At 71.5% G+C, this 18,772-nt stretch carries 16 protein-coding genes and 1 pseudogene; 6 read left to right on the top strand and 11 right to left on the bottom strand.

The window, feature by feature from the left end:
• Window positions 1–165 precede the first annotated feature (165 nt).
• Complete coding sequence (locus ACFZBX_RS20895; RefSeq protein WP_391535247.1) at window positions 166–1,020, top strand: class I SAM-dependent methyltransferase; 855 nt, start codon at window positions 166–168, stop codon at window positions 1,018–1,020.
• Between the two features lie 5 nt (window positions 1,021–1,025).
• Window positions 1,026–3,536, top strand: coding sequence for an ATP-dependent helicase HrpB (hrpB, locus tag ACFZBX_RS20890; protein WP_391535246.1), 2,511 nt, complete (start codon window positions 1,026–1,028; stop codon window positions 3,534–3,536).
• Window positions 3,537–3,842: 306 nt separating this feature from the next.
• Here hrpB and ACFZBX_RS20885 read toward each other — a convergent pair whose 3' ends face one another.
• The 5 genes and pseudogenes from ACFZBX_RS20885 to ACFZBX_RS20865 form a co-directional block, all read right to left on the bottom strand.
• Complete coding sequence (locus ACFZBX_RS20885) at window positions 3,843–4,856, bottom strand: transcriptional regulator (RefSeq protein WP_391535245.1); 1,014 nt, start codon at window positions 4,854–4,856, stop codon at window positions 3,843–3,845.
• Between the two features lie 190 nt (window positions 4,857–5,046).
• Entirely contained in the window at window positions 5,047–5,514 is a 468-nt protein-coding gene (locus ACFZBX_RS20880) for an NUDIX hydrolase (protein WP_391535244.1), read from the bottom strand.
• 459 nt (window positions 5,515–5,973) lie between these two features.
• Complete coding sequence (locus ACFZBX_RS20875) at window positions 5,974–6,177, bottom strand: DUF397 domain-containing protein (RefSeq protein ID WP_391535243.1); 204 nt, start codon at window positions 6,175–6,177, stop codon at window positions 5,974–5,976.
• Window positions 6,170–6,781 (bottom strand): DUF5753 domain-containing protein, encoded by a 612-nt coding sequence (locus ACFZBX_RS20870; protein WP_391535378.1) that lies wholly within the window; start codon window positions 6,779–6,781, stop codon window positions 6,170–6,172. Before ACFZBX_RS20870 ends, ACFZBX_RS20875 begins: the two co-directional genes overlap by 8 nt.
• A gap of 30 nt (window positions 6,782–6,811) precedes the next feature.
• Window positions 6,812–7,003: pseudogene (locus ACFZBX_RS20865) on the bottom strand (helix-turn-helix domain-containing protein); the annotation flags it as partial.
• A 147-nt stretch (window positions 7,004–7,150) separates the two neighbouring features.
• Between ACFZBX_RS20865 and ACFZBX_RS20860 the strand changes: the two are divergent.
• The 4 genes from ACFZBX_RS20860 to ACFZBX_RS20845 all read left to right on the top strand — a co-directional run bounded on the left by ACFZBX_RS20860 (window position 7,151) and on the right by ACFZBX_RS20845 (window position 10,570).
• Window positions 7,151–7,591, top strand: coding sequence for an ATP-binding protein (locus tag ACFZBX_RS20860; RefSeq protein WP_391535242.1), 441 nt, complete (start codon window positions 7,151–7,153; stop codon window positions 7,589–7,591).
• 165 nt (window positions 7,592–7,756) lie between these two features.
• Window positions 7,757–8,755 carry a dTDP-glucose 4,6-dehydratase gene (gene rfbB, locus ACFZBX_RS20855; protein WP_391535241.1) on the top strand — a complete coding sequence of 333 codons (999 nt, stop codon included), beginning with the start codon at window positions 7,757–7,759 and terminating at the stop codon, window positions 8,753–8,755.
• A 34-nt stretch (window positions 8,756–8,789) separates the two neighbouring features.
• Window positions 8,790–9,914, top strand: coding sequence for a DegT/DnrJ/EryC1/StrS family aminotransferase (locus tag ACFZBX_RS20850; protein WP_391535240.1), 1,125 nt, complete (start codon window positions 8,790–8,792; stop codon window positions 9,912–9,914).
• The gene (locus ACFZBX_RS20845; protein WP_391535239.1) at window positions 9,911–10,570 is read left to right on the top strand and encodes a formyltransferase family protein; all 660 of its coding nucleotides are present in this window, start codon (window positions 9,911–9,913) and stop codon (window positions 10,568–10,570) included. Before ACFZBX_RS20850 ends, ACFZBX_RS20845 begins: the two co-directional genes overlap by 4 nt.
• A gap of 56 nt (window positions 10,571–10,626) precedes the next feature.
• On the opposite strand, the gene ACFZBX_RS20840 is transcribed toward ACFZBX_RS20845, so the two are convergent.
• From ACFZBX_RS20840 to polA, 6 genes are all read right to left on the bottom strand, one after another.
• Window positions 10,627–11,814: a glycosyltransferase gene (locus ACFZBX_RS20840; RefSeq protein WP_391535238.1), complete on the bottom strand. Its 1,188-nt coding sequence runs from the start codon at window positions 11,812–11,814 to the stop codon at window positions 10,627–10,629.
• A gap of 185 nt (window positions 11,815–11,999) precedes the next feature.
• On the bottom strand, window positions 12,000–12,761 hold the full coding sequence (locus ACFZBX_RS20835) for a GNAT family N-acetyltransferase (RefSeq protein WP_391535237.1): 762 nt from the start codon (window positions 12,759–12,761) through the stop codon (window positions 12,000–12,002).
• Between the two features lie 112 nt (window positions 12,762–12,873).
• Entirely contained in the window at window positions 12,874–13,659 is a 786-nt protein-coding gene (locus ACFZBX_RS20830; RefSeq protein WP_391535236.1) for a hypothetical protein, read from the bottom strand.
• A gap of 172 nt (window positions 13,660–13,831) precedes the next feature.
• The gene (locus ACFZBX_RS20825; RefSeq protein WP_391535235.1) at window positions 13,832–14,941 is read right to left on the bottom strand and encodes a DUF3103 family protein; all 1,110 of its coding nucleotides are present in this window, start codon (window positions 14,939–14,941) and stop codon (window positions 13,832–13,834) included.
• A gap of 249 nt (window positions 14,942–15,190) precedes the next feature.
• Window positions 15,191–15,880 (bottom strand): hypothetical protein, encoded by a 690-nt coding sequence (locus tag ACFZBX_RS20820; protein ID WP_391535234.1) that lies wholly within the window; start codon window positions 15,878–15,880, stop codon window positions 15,191–15,193.
• Window positions 15,881–15,968: 88 nt separating this feature from the next.
• Window positions 15,969–18,650, bottom strand: a complete 2,682-nt coding sequence (gene polA, locus ACFZBX_RS20815; RefSeq protein ID WP_391535377.1) for a DNA polymerase I — start codon at window positions 18,648–18,650, stop codon at window positions 15,969–15,971.
• Window positions 18,651–18,772: the final 122 nt, after the last annotated feature.

The following is an 18,772-nucleotide window of genomic DNA, read 5'->3' as shown; positions in this document are numbered from 1 at the left end:
AACGGCAAGACGGTGGAGCCCGGTATGGATCAGGCCATATCCTCCGATTGCGCACCTCAAGGGTGGCGGCCGCTGGGAGGACCTTCCCCGGATGCCACCACCGGGACACCGGGCCTCTCGGACCGGTTCACGGCAGCGGCGCTTCCGCAGACCACACCCTACGCGATGGGCCTTCTCACCGTGACCGGCACCCCCCTCCCCGACCCCATTGATCTTGACGAGGACGGCGACGACGCGGTAAGGCGGACCGCCGGCACCGGCGAGAGCAGCCGCGCCAGCCGCCACTGGTGGGATCGCAACGCCGACGAGTACCAGGACGAGCACGGCGAGTTCCTCGGCGACGACCGGTTCACCTGGTGCCCCGAGGGCCTCGACGAGGCGGACGCCCGGCTGCTCGGCGACGTCACCGGCCGCACCGTCCTGGAGATCGGCGCCGGCGCCGCCCAGTGCTCGCGCTGGCTGGCCGGCCGCGGCGCCCGCCCGGTCGCCCTGGACATCTCGCACCGCCAGCTCCAGCACTCGCTGCGGATCGACCTCGCGCGCGGCGCCGCGCCCGTCCCGGTCGTCCAGGCCGACGCCGCCGTGCTGCCGTTCGCCGACGCCTCCTTCGACCTCGCCTGCTCCGCCTACGGCGCCGTCCCCTTCAGCGCCGACACCGCCGCCCTGATGCGCGAGATCCACCGGGTGCTGCGGCCCGGCGGGCGCTGGGTCTTCTCGGTCACCCACCCGATCCGCTGGGCCTTCCCCGACGAGCCCGGCGTCGAGGGGCTCACCGCCGTCACCTCCTACTTCGACCGCACCCCCTACGTCGAACAGGACGAGCAGGGCCGGGCCACCTACGTCGAACACCACCGCACCCTCGGCGACCGGGTCCGCGAACTCGTCGCCGCCGGCTTCCGGCTGCTCGACCTGGTCGAGCCCGAGTGGCCGGAGGGGCACGAGCAGGACTGGGGCGGCTGGTCGCCGCTGCGCGGGCGGCTCATCCCGGGCACGGCGATCTTCGTCACCGAGCGGGGCTGAGCCCGTTGCACCCCGCGTGGCGCGAGCTGCCCGTCCGTTCCGCCCTGCCCGCGCTGGCCGAGGCCTTGGAGGAGCACGGCGCCGCCGTCCTCGCCGCACCGCCCGGCACCGGCAAGACGACGCTGGTGCCACTGGCGCTGGCCGGGCTGCTGGACTCCGGCGCCCCCGTGCGGCGGGTGCTGGTCGCCGAACCGCGCCGGCTCGCCGTCCGGGCCGCCGCCCGGCGGATGGCCTGGCTGCTCGGCTCGACGGTGGGCGCCGAGGTCGGGTTCACGGTGCGCGGCGAGCGGCGCGTCGGGCCGGACACGGTGGTCGAGGTGGTCACCACCGGCGTGCTGCTGCAACGGCTCCAGCGCGACCAGGAGCTGACCGGCGTGGACGTCGTCGTGCTGGACGAGTGCCACGAGCGGCACCTGGACGCCGACACCGCGCTCGCCTTCCTGCTCGACGTGCGCGCGGCGCTACGGCCGGAGCTGCGGATCGTCTGCGCCTCCGCGACCTCGGACACCGAGGCGTGGGCCTCGCTGCTGGACGGCGCGCCCGTCGTCGAGGCGCACGGGGTCTCGCACCCGGTCGAGGTCGTGTGGGCGCCGCCCGCCCGGGCGGTGCGGCCCGCGCACGGCACCCGGGTGGACTACGCGCTGCTCGACCACGTCGCTTCCGTCGTCCGACGGGCGCTGAGTGAGCGCGACGGGGACGTGCTCTGCTTCCTGCCCGGCGTCGGCGAGATCGCCCGGGTCGCGGGGCAGCTCGGCGGCGTGCCGGCCGAGGTGCTCCAACTGCACGGCCGCGCCCCGCAGGCCGTGCAGGACGCCGCCCTCACACCCTCCGCCTCCCGCCGCGTCGTCCTGTCCACCGCCGTCGCCGAGTCCTCGCTCACCGTGCCCGGCGTCCGGATCGTGGTGGACGCCGGGCTGGCCCGCGAACCGCGCACCGACCACGCGCGGGGGCTCGCCGCCCTGGTCACCGTGCGTGCCTCGCTGGCCGCCGCCCGCCAGCGGGCCGGCCGCGCCGGGCGTGAGGCGCCGGGCACCGTCTACCGCTGCTGGCACGAGGCAGAGGACGCCCGCGCCGCCCGCTTCCCGACGCCCGAGATCGCGCTCGCCGACCTGACGTCCTTCGCCCTCCAGGCCGCCGTGTGGGGCGACCCGGACGCCACGGGGCTCGCCCTGCCCGACGCCCCGCCCGCCGGGGCGATGGCCGCCGCCCGGCAGGTCCTGCTCGCCCTCGGTGCCGTCTCCTCGGACGGCCGCGCCACGGCGCGTGGCACCCGGCTCGCCCGCACGGGGCTGCACCCCCGGCTGGGCCGCGCGCTGGTCGACGGCGCGCCTGCGGTGGGCGCCCGCCGGGCGGCCGAAGTCGTCGCATTGCTCTCCGAAGAACCCCCACGCGCCCTCGGCGACGACCTCGGCGCGGTGTGGCGCACCGTCCGCACCTCCCGTGACCCCTACGCGGGCCGCTGGCGCGACGAAGTCCGCCGCCTCCTGCGCGCCACCGACGACCAGGGGGCCACCAGCCTCCCCGACACCACCGCCGTCGGCCTCGTCGTCGCCCTCGCCTTCCCCGAACGCATCGCCCGCGCCCGGGTGGACCGGCCCGCCCCGGGCGAGCGCAGCCCGTACCTGATGGCCTCCGGCACCGCCGCCGAACTCGCCCCTGGCACGACTTTGGGCGCCCTCCCGTGGCTCGCGGTCGCCGTCGCCGACCGCCCCGCCGGCTCACACTCCGCCCGCATCCTGCACGCCGCCGCCCTCGACGAGGACACCGCCCGCCAGGCCGGCGCACCTCTCCTCACCACCCGCGAGGAGGTCCACTGGGACACCCGGCGCAGCGAAGTCGTCGCGCGACAGGTCGACTCCCTCGGCGCCATCGAACTCGCGGAGAAGCCCCTCACCAAACCCGACCGATCCCTCGTCCGCACCGCCCTCCTCGAAGGCCTCGCCCGCGAAGGCGTGAGCGCTTTGCTCGCCTTCCCATCCAACCTCCGCGAGCGTCTGGCCTTCCTCCACAGCGCCATCGGCGCCCCGTGGCCCGATGTCTCCGACGCAGCACTGCTCGATCGCGCCGAGGAGTGGCTGGAGCCCGAACTCTCCCGCGCCCGCCGCCGCTCCGACCTGGCCCGTATTGACACGACAGCCGCCCTCCAGCGCCTCCTGCCGTGGTCCACCGGCGAGGCAGGCCGCCTCGATGAACTCGCTCCCGAGCGCATCACCGTGCCGTCAGGCTCGAAGATCCGCGTCGACTACACCACCGAACGCCCGGTACTGGCCGTCAAGTTGCAGGAACTCTTCGGCTGGAAGGCGGCCCCCACCCTGGCCGCCGGAAGAATCCCCCTCACCGTCCACCTCCTCTCCCCCGCCGGCCGCCCCGCCGCCATCACCGGAGACTTGGCGTCCTTCTGGCACAACGGCTACCCCGCCGTCCGCGCAGATCTCAGAGGCCGCTACCCCCGCCACCCCTGGCCCGAAGACCCGACGACGGCGGAGCCAACGAAGCGCACCAATACCCGGAAATAGCAGTAGACGACCCCACTACTCATCTGCGGTAGTGGGGTCTCGGGAAGCAGCTCCCGCATGCCAGTCCTGGTCGCCCGCGCCACCCAAACAACCCGCACCTGAAAGCCCTCGCCACGCGCAGGAAGTCGGCCCCACCGACTTCCTGCGCAGAAGCCCCTCCCCCCGCCGCCGTCACCGGCTACCCCGCCGTCCGCGCAGATCCGAGGGGCCACGCTCCCGCCGCACCAACGCCCGGAAGCAGTAGGTGAAAGGCTCCGCCACCCGTCGATCGGGTGGCGGAGCCTCCGACAACGCGCCCGGTGCCGGTCAGGCCGTCTTCGCCATCGGCCGCGCCCGGTCGTACAGCTCCCGTGCATGCCGGTTGCCCTGGTAGGGCTTGACCATCGCCATCATCGAACGGAAGCGGTCGTCGGCCCGACCGGACTGGATGGTCGGGTAGTCGTCGAGAGCCCGGTGCCAGTCCGCGCAGGCCTCTTCGAGTCGGCCGGCCTGCAACTTCCACTCTGCGAGCATGCCGGTCATCCGCACCCGGTTGCGGACGTAGACGGAGTACCGCAGGCGGTCGGACGTCTCCATGGCGGTGATGGCACCGGTCTTGTCGCCCAGTTCCCAGCGGACTTTGGCCTCGTGGTACGCCAGGGACGACGGGTCGTAGGAGCCGAATGCCTTGGCCTTGGACTCGGCCTGCTCCATCGCGACTTCCGCTATGCCCAGGTGGTAGAGCGCTCCAGCCTTGTCGCCGGTCTGGGCTGCGGAGTGGGCCTGCTGCCCGGCGAGGAAGGCCCGCATCCGGGGGCCGGCCTGCGGGGAGGCGGCCGAGGCGGCGTCCGCGAACCGCATGGCGGTACTGCCGTGGCCGAGATCGACGGCCTGCACGCTCATGCCACGCAGGGTGGTGCAGTACGTGAGGTGGTCGCCTGCGTGCCCTGCCAGCCCCAAGGCCTTCATGTAGTAGCTCTGGGCCAGGCTGTCGTGACGCTCGTCCATCGCCATGTAGCCGGTCAGGTAGCAGTGGTCGGCGGCGGCCGACAACATCGCCTTGCGGACCTCTTCGGAGGCGTCGGCCTGCAAGTACGGGGCGATGGTGTTCACCAGGAACGAGGCGGCCATCGGGCGAGCCATCCGGCCGCCGAACTGGTCGTCCAGATCGCTGATCCGCTCGGTCATCGCCATGACCGAGCGGACCTCCGCCATACCGATCCGCATGCGCGGGTCGGTCCGCAGCATCTCGAACCGGCCGACCAGGTCGGGCCAGCCGGGGATGCCGAGGGCCACCGAGTACAGGCCGGCCGTGAGGACTCCCCGCCGCGATGGGTCCATGTCCGCACCCCCAAGTCGACCAGTTCCGAGCGTATCTGTCGAATGATCGGCGGTGGCCACCATCCGAGGACAGTGGACCCGTGAGTGACGTGGATGAGATATCGGCACGCCGGGCTCAACGGCCGGTACCACACCGAGAAGACGGTCGCGTCCTCAGTCCATCCGAAGTCGTCATGTGCGAAGGAAGGTGCTAACGCACCACGGGGATCATCCCGGAGCGCCAGTCGGCCAGCCGCCTGCGGATGCTCGACACCATCGGCAGCCCGTCCGTTTCGGCCGGGGTGAACCACGCCACCTCGTGGGACTCGTCGGACACCCTCAACTCCCCGCCGAGCGAGCGTCCGAGGAGGCAGATGGAGAACTCCTGGCGGACCTCGCCGTCGTCGTAGGCGAAGACGTGCCGGGGATCGGTGTAGGTGCCGACGATTCCGGTGATCTCGATGTCGATGCCGGTCTCCTCGCGCGTCTCGCGGATGCCGCACCCGGCAATCGACTCGCCGATGTCCATCCTGCCGCCGGGCAGGGCCCACATCCCGTTGTCGGTACGCCGCTGGAGAAGGACACGGCCCGCATCGTCGACCACGACGACGGACGCGGCCGGGACCAGGGAGTTGACCTCGGGGGCGTTGGGGTCGTCCTCATAGTCACGCCTGGGCATGATCCGCCACCTCCGCTGCCGGGATCGTCCACATGTCACGCCCGGTCCGCCGCCGCGATGGGTCCATGCCCGCACTCCCCAAGTCGATCAGTCCTGACACCGTATCCGGCCTCATGGGCGGTGATAGGCCGCTTGAGCCGTCGCAACTTTCCGTCGCAGCCCAGTCTCGGGGCCACGGCCCGCGCCAGCTCACCTCCCACGCACCCTCGCCATGCGCAGGAAGTCGGCCCCACCGACTTCCTGCGCAACAGCCTCCTCTCCTCTGCCGGTGATGGCCGCCCCGCCGCCATCACCGCAACCTGGCGTCCTTCTGGCACAACGGCCATCCCGCTTCCGCCGCCACTCCTGGCCCGAAGACCCGACGACCGAACCCGCAAGGCGCACCAGCACCCGGAAGCAACAGCAGAAGACCCCACTACTCATCTGCGGCAGTGGGGTCTCGGTAGCTCGCAAAGCGCGTCATACGTCGCCGAACTCGCCGACTCGGACGGCCGCAACGAACGACCGCCACGCGTCGGCGGGGAAGACGAGAGCGGGACCCTCAGGGTCCTTGGAGTCACGGACGGGCGCTCGGCCGGGGGACCCGATTGCCACCTCGACGCATTGCCCCTGCTGGGCACTGTACGAGCTCTTGCGCCAAGTGGCGCTGCGCAGGTCATCCATGATCAAAACCCCTCCGAACTTCCCGAATAAACTCGATGCTCGCCGCCCGGGACAACGCCTCGACCTGGAGGTGATCGTACTCACTGGCCCACTCCGCCAGCGTCTCCGGATCACGTTCGAGGAAGCCCCGCTTCTGCGTCTCCCCGTACCCAACCATGGCCCTGGTTGGCGTGGTCAGCAACGTAACTGGATGGGCGAACGGCCGGAGTTCACCCAGCGAGAACGGGCTGATCTGAACGAGGATGCGAGGCCGAGCCGCGATGGCCTCCAGATGCCGCAACTGCTCGACCATCACTTCGCTGCTACCGATGGACCGCCGCAATGCCCCTTCATCTATGACCGCGTGGATGAGCGGAGCGGGATCACGAGCAAGTACCTGCTGCCTGTGGAGTAGCAGGTCCGTTCGCTCGTCAGCCTGCTGCTGTGTCGAGACGCCCCGGCTGACCAGCGCTCCCTGGTACGCCCGAACGTACGCAGGGATCTGCAAGAGGCTCGGAATGATGTTGATCTCGAACAGCCTCATGGCCACGGCCTTCGACTCGTCACGCAGATACTCCTCGAAGCCCTCGAACAGGATGCGCTGACCCGACTTGCTCCACTCCAACAGGAACTGCTCCCCCGGGCCGAACACTCGGTCAAGTTCTGTTGAGATCCGTTGAGTTGCTTTCCTCCGGCCATTTTCAAGAGCTGAGATGTGGGACGACGTGCAGCCAATCAGGCCCCCAACGTGCTCCTGCGTCCAGCCCCGCTGCTCGCGCAACGTGCGAAGGAATGCCCCGAACCCGGCCGCATGAGACGACTGGGGATCAAGCTCCCGCCTGTTCACGGAGATTCACCCCACCAATCAAACAACGTGGACAAGTTGAACAGCTCCGAAGTCTAGAGGAAGCTGGATTCGCTGGGTAGTCGCATCACTACGCATTGAAGCGACGCCTTGACGCTCCCCATTCCACCCCCACCGAGGTACTCCGCCATGCCCGCTTCCCGCCGCCCCCGCATGTTCGCCGCCCGGCTCGACTCCCACACCGCCTCCAGCCCCCTCGCGCGCCACCTCCTCCGTGCCTACCTCTCCGCGCTCCCCACCGGCGACCGCTACTCCGACATCGCCGAACTCCTCCTCGGCGAACTCTTCGCCAACGCCGTCCAGCACTGCGATGCGCCCGCCGACCGCCTCATCGAGGTCCGCTTCGCCCTCATCAACTCCCGCCTGCGCCTCGAAGTCCACGACGCCGGCAGCGGCCGCCCCACCCTCCACACCACCACCCCCGACGACGAGCACGGTCGCGGCCTCTTCCTCGTCGAGGAACTCGCCGAGCGCTGGGGCTGCTGTCCCCGCGCGGGTGGGGTCGGCAAGTTCGTCTGGGCCTTGGTCGCCCCCGCCTTCGCCCCAGTTCCCACCCTCGTCACCGCCTGAATGCGCCAAGCCCCGTCCAGCCGCCAGGCGTCCTGCCGACGCCGGGCGGCCGAGCTGGCAACGGGCGCCGCCCGTCAGGACTGGCACCCCCCTGTCGCGGGCGGAACCACCCGAAGGACATCAGCTCCAACCCGATCAAGAGCACCACAGACGAAAGGGCCAGCCATGGAAAAGGTGCTGATCACCGGCGGAGCGGGCTTCATCGGCTCGCACTTCGCGAAGCGGCCGCTCCGCTGTGACGACGTGGCGCAGGTGACCGTGCTCGACGCCCTCACCTACGCCGGAAGTGTGGAGAACCTGGGCGAGGCGATGCTGTCGCCCCGGCTGTCCTTCGTCCCTGGCAACATCCTCGACGCCCCGCTGGTCGAACAGCTAACCCGGGAACACACCGCGATCGTCCACTTCGCCGCCGAGTCACACGTGGACCGTTCCTTCTACGACACGGGGAACTTCCTCGCGACCAACGTCCTGGGCACCTACACGCTGCTGGAGGCCGCCCGGAAATCCCGCATCGACCGCTTCGTCCACGTGTCCACCGACGAGGTCTACGGGCCACTGGCGATCGGTCAGGCCGCCGAGACGGACCCCTTGCGGCCGAGCGTTCCGTACGCCGCCTCGAAGGCCGCCAGTGACCTCGTGGCCCTGTCCTACTTCCAGACGTTCGACCTCCCCGTGTGCGTCACCCGCTCGTCCAACAACTACGGGCCGCGCCAGCAACCCGAGAAGATCGTTCCGCTGTTCATCACACGCCTCCTCAAGGGCCACGAACTCACCCTCCACGGACACGGCCAGCACATCCGCAACTGGCTCCACGTCGAAGACCACTGTCACGGCATCGAACTCGTGCTCCGCGACGGCACTCCCGGCGAGATCTACAACATCGGCGGCGGCACTGACCTGACCAGCAAGGAACTGACCGGCATCCTGCTGCGGATGTTCGACGCCGGCTGGGACCGGGTGCGCTACATCCCCGACCGCGCGTCCAACGACCTGCGATACGCCATGGACTGGTCGAAGACCGCCGCCCTCGGCTACCGGCCCGATCGGGACCTCAAGGACGGTCTCACGGAGACCGCCGACTGGTACCGGAACAACCCCGACCGGTGGGCGCCGCTCCTGCGCACCACCGCTGAGGCCCCCAAGCCCTTCCACCACCCCGTGTGAGCCCCCCGCTCGCGACAACGGAAAGGACAATGCGTTGAACAGCAGCACCCCCGAGTACCGGCGCAACGCGACCCCCTTCCTCTACGGCCAAGAGGCCAATGCGGTGGCCTGCGTGCTTGAGGCCGGCCAGTACGGACACACGGAGGTCACCGAGGAGTTCGAGCAGAAGGTCGCCGCGTTCCTCGGCGTGCCGGACGCGGTGGCCGTCGCTTCCGGCACCGCCGCGATGCACACCGCACTCCTCGCCGCGGGTATCGGCCCCGGGCACGAGGTGGTCGTCCCCTCACTGACGTTCTGCGCGACCATCCAGGCAATTCTGGCCTGCGGTGCAGCGCCGCACTTCATCGAGATCAACCCCGGCACCCTGTGCATCGAGCCGGACGCGGTGGCGGAGGCGATCACCCCCGCCACCCGGGCCGTGATGCCCGTTCTGTTCGGCGGCCGGGCCATTGACCTCTCCGGAATCCGGAGCACGCTCGACCAGCAGGGCATCGTCGTCATCGAGGACGCCGCCCACGCCTTCGGCTCCTACAGCGGCCCTGCCCGGGTCGGCAGCACCGGCGATCTGACGTGCTTCTCCTTCGGACCGGTCAAGAACCTGACGTGCGGCCAGGGCGGGATGGTCATCCCCCGTACCCCCGAGGAGGCCGTCACGATCCGCAGGCTGCGGCTGCTCGGTGTCGTCGCCTCGCAGGCCGAACGGCAGACCGCCACGTCCTACCGTGTGGAGGGCTTCGGCCTGCGCTACCAGTTGTCCTCGATCAACGCGGCGATCGGGCTGGCCCAGCTCCCCAGGTTCAAGAGCACCGAGGTCAAGCGTCAGGAGCTGTGGCGAACCTACCGAGCGGCCCTGCGCTGCGCGGAGGGCGTCACCCTGGTGGACGTGGACGTGGACCACACGGTGCCGCACCTGTGCGTGGTGCGGGTCGCCGATCGGGACGCAGTCTTCCGGCGGATGCTTGCCGCAGGAATCGCGGTCGGCGTCCACTACCCGCCCAACCACCTCCAGCCCGCCTTCGCCCAGTGGCGGCGAAGCCTGCCGATCACCGAGCAGGTCGGGGAGGAGATCCTGTCGCTGCCGTTCCACCAGCAGATGACCGAGGACGACGTCCACCACGTCGCCGCCGCCCTCAAGTGCGTTACCGGGAGCGGGCGGTGAGGCGCGCGGCCGTCCTCGGGAAGGGGGCCCTCGCCGCGCACGCGTGCGAGACCATCGCTGCTCTGACCGGCACCGTACTGGACACCGTGATCCCGAACGCGGTCGAGCCGGACTGGGACGTGCGGCTGTCCGGCTACGTCACCGAGCGCTGGCCCGCCACCCGCATCCTGCGCTCAGGAGACTGGCGGGACCTGGAGCCGGGCCGCTGCGACCTGGTGTTCAGCGTTCTCTATGACAAGCTCATCGGCCCTGAGTTGGTCGACGCCACCGAACACATCATCAACTGCCATCCCGGCCGCCTGCCCGGCTACCGGGGCGTTCGGCCAGTCAACTGGGCACTGCACAACCGCGAGCACCTGCACGGCATCACGATCCACGTCATCGACTCCGGGATCGACTCCGGGCCGATCCTGGCCGAAGCGGTCTTCTCCATCTGGCCGGACGTGGACGAGGTCAAAGACGTGTGGCAGCGGGCCATGGAACACGGGCGGCTGCTCATCTCGGACACGCTGCCCAGGCTGGAGCGGATCGTGCCACGCCCGCAGGAGGCGTCCACAGCGGTCACCCACTACAGCCGTGACAACGCCGAACTCGGCGAACGCAGCGGCTGGACGCGGGCAGGGTCCGCAGACGGGACCAGTGTCCGCGGTGCCTGAGCACGGCGGGAGCCCGGGGCGAACCTTCGCCCCGGGCTCCCGGCCATGCCTGCTCGTCAGTGCTGGGCGGCGGTCGAGATGAGCAGGTCCACCAGGCGGTCGGCGGCATCCGGCCGGCCGTGGGAGCGCGCCCGCTCAGCCATGCCCGTGCGGCGGTGGGCGTCGGTCAGCAGCGGATCGACCGCCTCACGGAGGCGCTCCGCCGTCACATCGCCTAGGAGGGCGACCGCCGCCCCGGCGTCGTGCAGGTGGCTGGCATTGTGGGCCTGCTCATTGCCCGCCGAGCTGGCGAGGGGGACGAGGACGGCAGCTTTGCCCAGCGCCGTCAGCTCCGCGATCGTGCCCGCTCCACTGCGGGAGACCACCACATCGGCCAGCGCCAGGACGTCGGGCAGCTCGGAACCGACGAACCCGGTGAGCAGATACCTGGACGCCAGATGCGGGGAAAGAGCCGCCGCGCGGGCCCGCAGGGATTCGACGTTCGCCGGGCCGCACTGGTGGATCACGTTGGCGCCGGCCAGCAGCCAGGGCAGACCCTCGGCCACCAGGCTGTTGATCTGCTCCGAGCCCTGCGCGCCACCGGTGACGTACACGGTCGGCAGATCCTGGCGGAATCCGTGCAGCCCGAGCGCCTGGATCGCCTTGTCCGCGTGACCGGTCAGAACCTCGGGCCTCACCGGATTGCCGGTGACGACCGCAATCGAGCGGACCGTCTCCGGCAGCAGCGGCAGCGTGGAGTCGGAGGACACCGCGATGCGAGCCGCCCGTCCCGCGAGCGTGCGGTTGGCCAGGCCCAGGCGCACCGTCTGCTCGTGGACGACGAGCGGGCGACGACACAGCGAAGCGGCGATGCCCACCGGCACCGCGACGTACCCGCCCGTGGCCAGAACTACGTCGGGGCGGAACCGGGAGACCGCTGCGCGGGCCTGGGCGACGCCGAGCGGCACACGCGCCATGTCCCGCACGTTCGCCGGGGAGACCATCTTGATCGGGTTCCGGTGACGTCGGATCTTCCCCGTGGCAACTGCCGCGAACTCGATCCCCTCGCCCGCCGCGACACGGGACTCCAGGCTGTCCGCCGTGCCGACCCACAGAACATCCAGCGCCCGGCCGGCCGCGGCGAGCCTCGCCCGCACGGTACGGACCGCGGTAAGCGCCGGATAGGTGTGCCCGCCGGTTCCACCGCCCGTCACGATCAGCCGGAAAGCCCGCTCCGGGTGGCGGCCGACGGCATCGCTGATCACAGAAGCGCTCCCTACCTGTTCGTGCCTGGAAATCGGCATCCGAACACGGCGGACTCTAGCAGGCCACCTTGGAGGCCGAGATCGTCGGCGCTTCTCGAACTGTGCGGTGCCGTGGGCGATTTCACCCCGTCGAGTGTATGTGTGCGACACGCCGCGAGTCATAGGAAGTCGGCTCCGCCGACTTCCTATGCGGAGGCCCACCAGGTCGCGGGGGCGGCGGCGGTGTAGCCCAGGGACTCGTAGAGCGGGCGGCCCAGCTTCGAGGCGGTGAGGGTGGCCGGGAGGTCGGTGACGTGGGCGAGGGCGCCGAGCATGACGGCGCGGCCGACCCCGCGGGAGCGGAAGGCGGAGGAGGTGGCGATCCAGTAGTGGCTGGCGACGCCGTCGGCCACCACTCTCACGCCGGCTCCCGCGACCGCGCCGTCGACCGAGGCGACGAACACGTCCACGCCCGGCTGTTCGATCAGGCCCGCAGGGAAGAGCTCGCCGGGGCGGTGGGGCTCGAATGCGTTCAGCTCAAAGCCCTCGATCACGACCCGCTCGGCCGCCCCGAGGTCCTCGGGCCGCCGCGCCCGGGTCACCTCCAGGGCCGGGGCGTCGACGGGGCCGGGCGGGCGCAGCATGACCGGCATCTGCCAGGTGCGCAGGCCCAGGTGGCCCAGGTCCGTCGAGCTGAACGGGTCCTCGACGAGTACCGGTCCTGCGGCCCGGCGGGTCAGCTCGCCCAACTCGGCCACTTCGCCCGGGTCGAGGTCGGGTTCCTGGACCAGGATGCGCAGGCCGGCACGCCGGTCGCCGTCGACGGCGACGAATCCGCGGCGCCGGATCACCTCGTGCCCCCGGGACACGCCGGTCGCGGTCCAGAAGGCGGCGGAGTTGCGGGCCTGGAGCGTCGGCGCCTCGGCCAGGGAGGCGGGCCGTCCGGTCGACGTGGATTCCGTTGTCATCGGGCCCACGGTAGTACGGAACCACTCCTGTCACACGGGTTGATCAACTGCGGCCGTCCGGCCCGGCGCGACGTGCCGACGCACGGCGTGGGCGGCAACAGCCCGGTCCGGGTCAGGCGGTGGTGGCGATGATGGTGGACCAGCCGGGTGCGAAGCCGAGGTCGGCCAGGTCGGTGTAGATCCCCTCGGTGTCGAGGCGGCCGGCGGCGGCCGAGCCGTCGCCGGCCCGGTAGAACAGCAACTCCCGCCCCACGGAGATGATATGGGTCCAGGTGGCGGCCAACCCGCCGGAGGCCAAGTCGGCGAAGGCGCCGTCGAGGTCGAGCCGGCCGGTGGCGATGCGGCCGTCGCCGGCCCGGTAGAACAGCAGCTCGCGGCCGAGCGGCACGATGTGCGTCCACCCGGCGGCGATTCCGCCGCTGTCGAGGTTGGTGAAGTTGCCCTTGACGTCGACGTTGCCGGTCACGAAGGTACCGTCGACGTCCCGGTAGCACAGCACCTCCCGGCCCACCGGTACGACGTGCTTCCAGGTTCCGGAGATCCCGCCGCTGTGCAGATCCGTGTAGGTGCCGGCGTTGTCGAGCCGGCCGGTGGCGATGTGGCCGTCGCTGATCCGGTAGAACAGTAACTCTCGGCCCACCGCGACGACATGCGTCCAGCCGGCCGCCAGCGTGGTCGCCGAGAGCTGGGTGAAGTGGCCGTCCTGCTCGATCCGGCCGGCGTTCGTCACCCCGTCGCCGGCGCGGTAGAAGAGCAACTCCCGGCCCACCGGGACGATGTGGGTCCACCCGGCGGCGAGACCCCCGCCGAGGAGTTCGGTGTAGCCGGCGTCGGTGCCGAACCTTCCGACGGCGATGTGGCCGTCACCGGCCCGGTAGAAGAGCAGTTCCCTGGACATGGATTTCCTCCTCGGCTGTCCGGGCCGCGACCGCGCACGCGTCACGGTCGGGCCTGTCGCACGACAACCTCGCTCTCCACGCTACGCGCCCGCTCCCCCGGTGTCACCAGACTGATCGCCCCCGCCGCCGGCCCGAGAGGGGGCCGACGGCGGGGGTGCCGTGGGGCGGCGGTCAGAGCTGGCTGACCCAGTAGGGCTCGACGGTCATCCAGCCGTTGGCGCGGGCGCCGTTGAGGCGGCCGGTGCTGGTACGGGCGAGGGTGTACCAGGAGTCGACGTAGTCCGGGTCGTCGACCCACCAGGAGGCGGGCAGGGCGTCCAGGACGGCGTTGACCAGGGGGATGTAGGCGCCCTGGTCGGTGATGGTGAGCAGGACGGCGGCGACGGCCTTGGCGAGGGCCAGGTAGTTGGTGTCGCCGTCGTCCTCCATCAGGACGACGTCGGCCAGGTTGTACTTGTAGTTGGACCAGTTCACCAGGATCTGGTTCGGGTAGTACACCGTGCCGTCGTACTGGAGGTACGGCATGGCGACCGAGTCGACCCGGACCTTGCCGTCCTGGCCGAAGCCGCTCACCAGGCTGAACATCTCCGCGGCGCCCTTGAACCAGGGCTCCTCGTCGTCGCTCACCTGGATGGAGGTGATCTTGGTGCCCCACCAGCCGGACGCGGCCTGCGCGGCGGAGCCGAGGCCCTGGGCGGCGAACTCCCGCTGGAGCAGCTCGATTCCGGCGGTCATCGCCTTGGCCGTGTCGATGTCGACCAGGTAGACGGGGCGGGTGGGCAGGGTGCCGGTGTCGAGGCCGAGGGACCGGCCGGCGGTGTCGTAGGCGCGGACGGTGCGGGCGTGGTCGTCGGTGGCGGCGACGGCGACCAGCGGTGCGGCGCCCGCGTCGAGGGCGGCGCGCATGGAGGGGTCGGCCAGCTGGACACGCAGCAGCGGGCCGAGGTCGGCGCCGAGGCCCTTGGCGGTGGCGATGCCGCGGTCCGCCCGGGCGGTGGCGGCGGCGAGGCCCGGGGCGCCGGCGGCCAGCGGGGCGAGTTCGGCGCCGCCGGGCGCGGTGGCGGTCGCCGAGCGCAGCCGCTCGCTCAGGGCGGGGTCGGTGAGGGAGGTGGCGAGGGTGCGGGCGATGCCGTCCTCGATCGCGGTCACCTGGGAGGTGGCCGCGGCCGGGGCCGCCGAAGGGGCGGCGGCCGGGGCGGCCACCGCCTGGCCCGCGCCGAGCGCGAGCAGGGGCAGGGCCGTGAGCGCGACGACGGCGCATCGCAGGCGGGACTGGGACATGAGGGGATCTCCAGACTCGTCGGGTGAGGCGTCGGAGCGTTGATGTGTCGGAGCCTTGATGCGTCGGAGCATCGTGTGCCGGTGCGCCAGTGCATCGGTGCCGCGATCAAGAAGCGACGACGCCATGACAAGTGAAGGGGTTTGCTGACCCGGTATCAACCCCCACAGGCCACAAGGGCGGACCGGAGGACTTCGGCGGATCCCCCAAAACCCCGGTCGCGCGGACGGCGCGTCCGCCGCAAGCCCGGCTCACCCGCCGCCGGAGAAACTCCCGCCGGAGTTGGCCGAGCCCGAGCCGCCGTAGACCCAGCCGCCGGAGGGGGTCGGGGGCTTGCGGCGGACGCTCCGTTCGGTGCGGCGCAGGACGGGGACGCCGGCCGGGCCGAGCAGGTCCTCCAGGGAGCGCTGGAGCGCGTCGGCGTCGGTGCCCTTCGGCGCCCTGTGCGGGCGGCCGTCGCCGCCGGTCAGGGTCACCACCGTGAGGTCGAGGGTGTGCCCGGCCGGCTCGGGGTCACCCTCGTAGGGCTCCTCCACGGTCTCGTCCAGCTGGATGCGCCGGAGGTCGGAGATCGGGACCCAGGCGTCGGCGCGGGCGCCCCGGACGAAGCGCAGTTCGGTCGGGGCCTGGGCCGGGGCGAACTGCACCCGGCGGACCTCCCTCAGCTCCCCGGCCGCGACGAACGGCCACAGGACCAGCGCGGCGGACACCCACAGCGCCGCGCAGACGGTCACCGCGGCCACCAAGGTGGCGCCGACGATCACCGCGACCCCCACCAGCAGCATGCCGGCAGGCAGGAAGGCGAGGCCCACGGCGAGCAGGACGGCGAGCTGGCGCAGCACCAGGAGCACGGCGGCGGGCCAGGAGCCCCCACCCGGCTCGAGCACCAGGTCGACGGTGCTGCCGTCGCGGCCGCGCCGGATCAGCTCATCGGCAGGCATACCTGCCAGGGTAGGACCGTTCCCTGGTCCCGAGAAGGCCCCGGGAGAAGCCTCGACGAGGCTCCGCCCGGGACCTGTTGACGGTACGTCAGTGCGCGGCGGCCTCCCAGTCGGCGCCCACGCCGACCGAGACGTCCAGCGGGGCGCGCAGCGGGTAGGCGCCCGCCATCTGCTCGCGGACGATCGCCTCGACCGGCTCGCGCTCGCCCGGCGCCAGCTCCAGCACGATTTCGTCGTGCACCTGGAGCAGCATCCGGGACGTCAGCCCGGCCGTGCGCAGCGCCTCGTCGACCCGGAGCATGGCGATCTTGACGATGTCGGCGGCCGAGCCCTGGATCGGGGCGTTGAGCGCCATCCGCTCGGCCATCTCGCGGCGCTGGCGGTTGTCGCTGTTGAGGTCCGGCAGGTAGCGGCGGCGGCCGAGCAGGGTCTCGGTGTAGCCGGTGGCGCGGGCCTCCTCGACGACCCGGTGCAGGTAGTCCCGCACGCCGCCGAAGCGCTCGAAGTAGGTGTCCATCAGGCCCTGGGCCTCGGCGGGCTTGATGCCGAGCTGCTGGGAGAGCCCGTACGCGGAGAGGCCGTAGGCGAGGCCGTAGGACATCGCCTTGATCTTGCGGCGCATCTCGGCGTCCACGGAGCCGCCCGGCACCTCGAACACCTGGGAGGCGACGGTGGTGTGGAGGTCCTCGCCGCTGGCGAAGGCCTCGATCAGCGCCGCGTCCTCGGAGAGGTGGGCCATGATCCGCAGCTCGATCTGCGAGTAGTCGGCGGTGAGCAGCGACTCGTAGCCCTCGCCGACGACGAAGGCGCGGCGGATCATCCGGCCCTCCTCGGTGCGGACCGGGATGTTCTGCAGGTTCGGGTCCTGCGAGGAGAGCCGGCCGGTGGCGGCGACCATCTGGTTGAAGGTGGTGTGGATGCGCCCGGCCGGGGAGACGGTCTTGAGCAGGCCCTCGACGGTGGTGCGCAGCTTGGCCTGGTCGCGGTGGCGCAGCAGGATGACCGGCAGCTCGTTGTCGGTCTGGGTGGCGAGCCAGGTGAGCGCGTCGGCGTCGGTCGTGTAGCCGGTCTTGATCTTCTTGGTCTTCGGCAGGGCGAGTTCGCCGAAGAGGATCTCCTGGAGCTGCTTGGGCGAGCCGAGGTTGAACTCGTGGCCGGCCGCGGCGTGCGCCTCCTCGACCACGCGCTGGATCTCGGCGGCGAACTGGGACTCCAGGCCGGTGAGCCAGCCCCGGTCGGCGGCGATGCCGGTGCGCTCCATGCGGGCGAGCAGGGCGGCGATCGGCAGCTCCATGTCGCGCAGCAGCTCGGTGGCGCCGACCTCGGCGAGGCGGGTGTCGAACAGCGCGGCGAGGTCGAGCACGGCGCGGGCCTGGAGCATCAGGGCCTGGGCGTGCGCGGCCGGATCCTCCTCCGGGGCGTCGAAGGCGAGCTGGCCGGACTCGGCGGCGGGGGCCGGGGCGAGCGAGCGGGCCAGGTACTCCTCGGCGAGCACCTCCAGGGTGAAGGTGCGCCGGCCGGGCTTCTCCAGGTAGGCGGCGAGGGCGGTGTCGGCGACGACGCCCTCGATGGTCCAGCCGCGCTCGGCGAAGGCGCGCATGACCTGCTTGGCGATGTGCAGCGCCTTGGGCGCGGCCGGGTCGGCCAGCCAGCCGGCGAAGGCGCGCTCGTCCTCCTCGGCGAGCAGCGCCGGGTCGAACCAGGCGGCGGCCTCCCCGGCGGCGAGCGCGACCTCGGTGACCTCGCCGCTGCCGAGCGCCCACTGGTAGACGGCGGCCAGCGCGACCGGGGACTTGTCCGTCGCGTGCTCCCGCAGCCAGGCGGCGAGGGTGCCGGGGTCGGTGAGCAGTTCGCCGTCGACGTCGACGCCGGGGGCGAGTTCGGCGGCCTCGGGCTCGGCGGCGGCCGGGTCGATGCCGAAGACCCGGTCGCGGAAGTTGGCATTGCGGAACTCCAGCGACTCCATCAGGGCGCCGACGGCCGGCTGGTCGAACGGCGCGCGGGCCAGGTCCCCGACGCCGAGCGGGAGTTCGACGTCGCGGACCAGCTCGGTGAGGACGCGGTTGCGCTTGACCGAGTCGAGGTGCTCGCGCAGCTTCTCGCCGATCTTGCCCTTGACCTCGTCGGCGCGGGCGACCAGCTCCTCGAAGGAGCCGAACTGGTTGACCCACTTGGCGGCGGTCTTCTCGCCGACGCCGGGGATGCCGGGCAGGTTGTCGGACGGGTCGCCGCGCAGCGCGGCGAGGTCCGGGTACTGGCGCGGGGTGACGCCGTACTTCTCGGCGACCTTCTCCGGGGTGTAGCGGGTCAGCTCGGAGACGCCCTTGGTCGGGTAGAGCACGGTGATGTGCTCGCTGACCAGCTGGAGCGAGTCGCGGTCGCCGGTGACGATGTCGACGTCGTAGCCGGCCGCCTCGGCGGCGGTGGCCAGGGTGGCGATGATGTCGTCGGCCTCGAAGCCCTCGGCGGTCAGCCGCGGCACGTTCATGGCGTCGAGCAGTTCGCCGATCAGGCCGACCTGACTGCGGAACTCGTCCGGGGTCTTGGCGCGGTTGGCCTTGTAGTCCGGGAACTCGACCGAGCGGAAGGTCTGGCGGGAGAGGTCGAAGGCGACCGCGAGGTGGGTCGGCGCCTCGTCCCGGACGGTGTTGGCGAGCATCGAGGCGAAGCCGTACACCGCGTTGGTGGGCTGGCCGGTGGAGGTGTTGAAGTTCTCCACGGGCAGCGCGTAGAACGCCCGGTAGGCCATGGAGTGGCCGTCGAGCAGCATCAGGCGGGGCCGCGATCCGGTCCCGCCGCCACCCGGCGCGCCCTTGTCCGTACTCTGCGTAGCCACGTCAACGTCCGTTCCTGCCGATTCCACTACCGGCCACCGATCCTAGGGCCCGGCAC

The organism is Kitasatospora sp. NPDC008115 (assembly GCF_042957205.1).
Classification (GTDB): domain Bacteria; phylum Actinomycetota; class Actinomycetes; order Streptomycetales; family Streptomycetaceae; genus Kitasatospora.
Note: the sequence above shows the minus strand (reverse complement) of the source record. Positions and strands in the feature narration are given on the sequence as shown.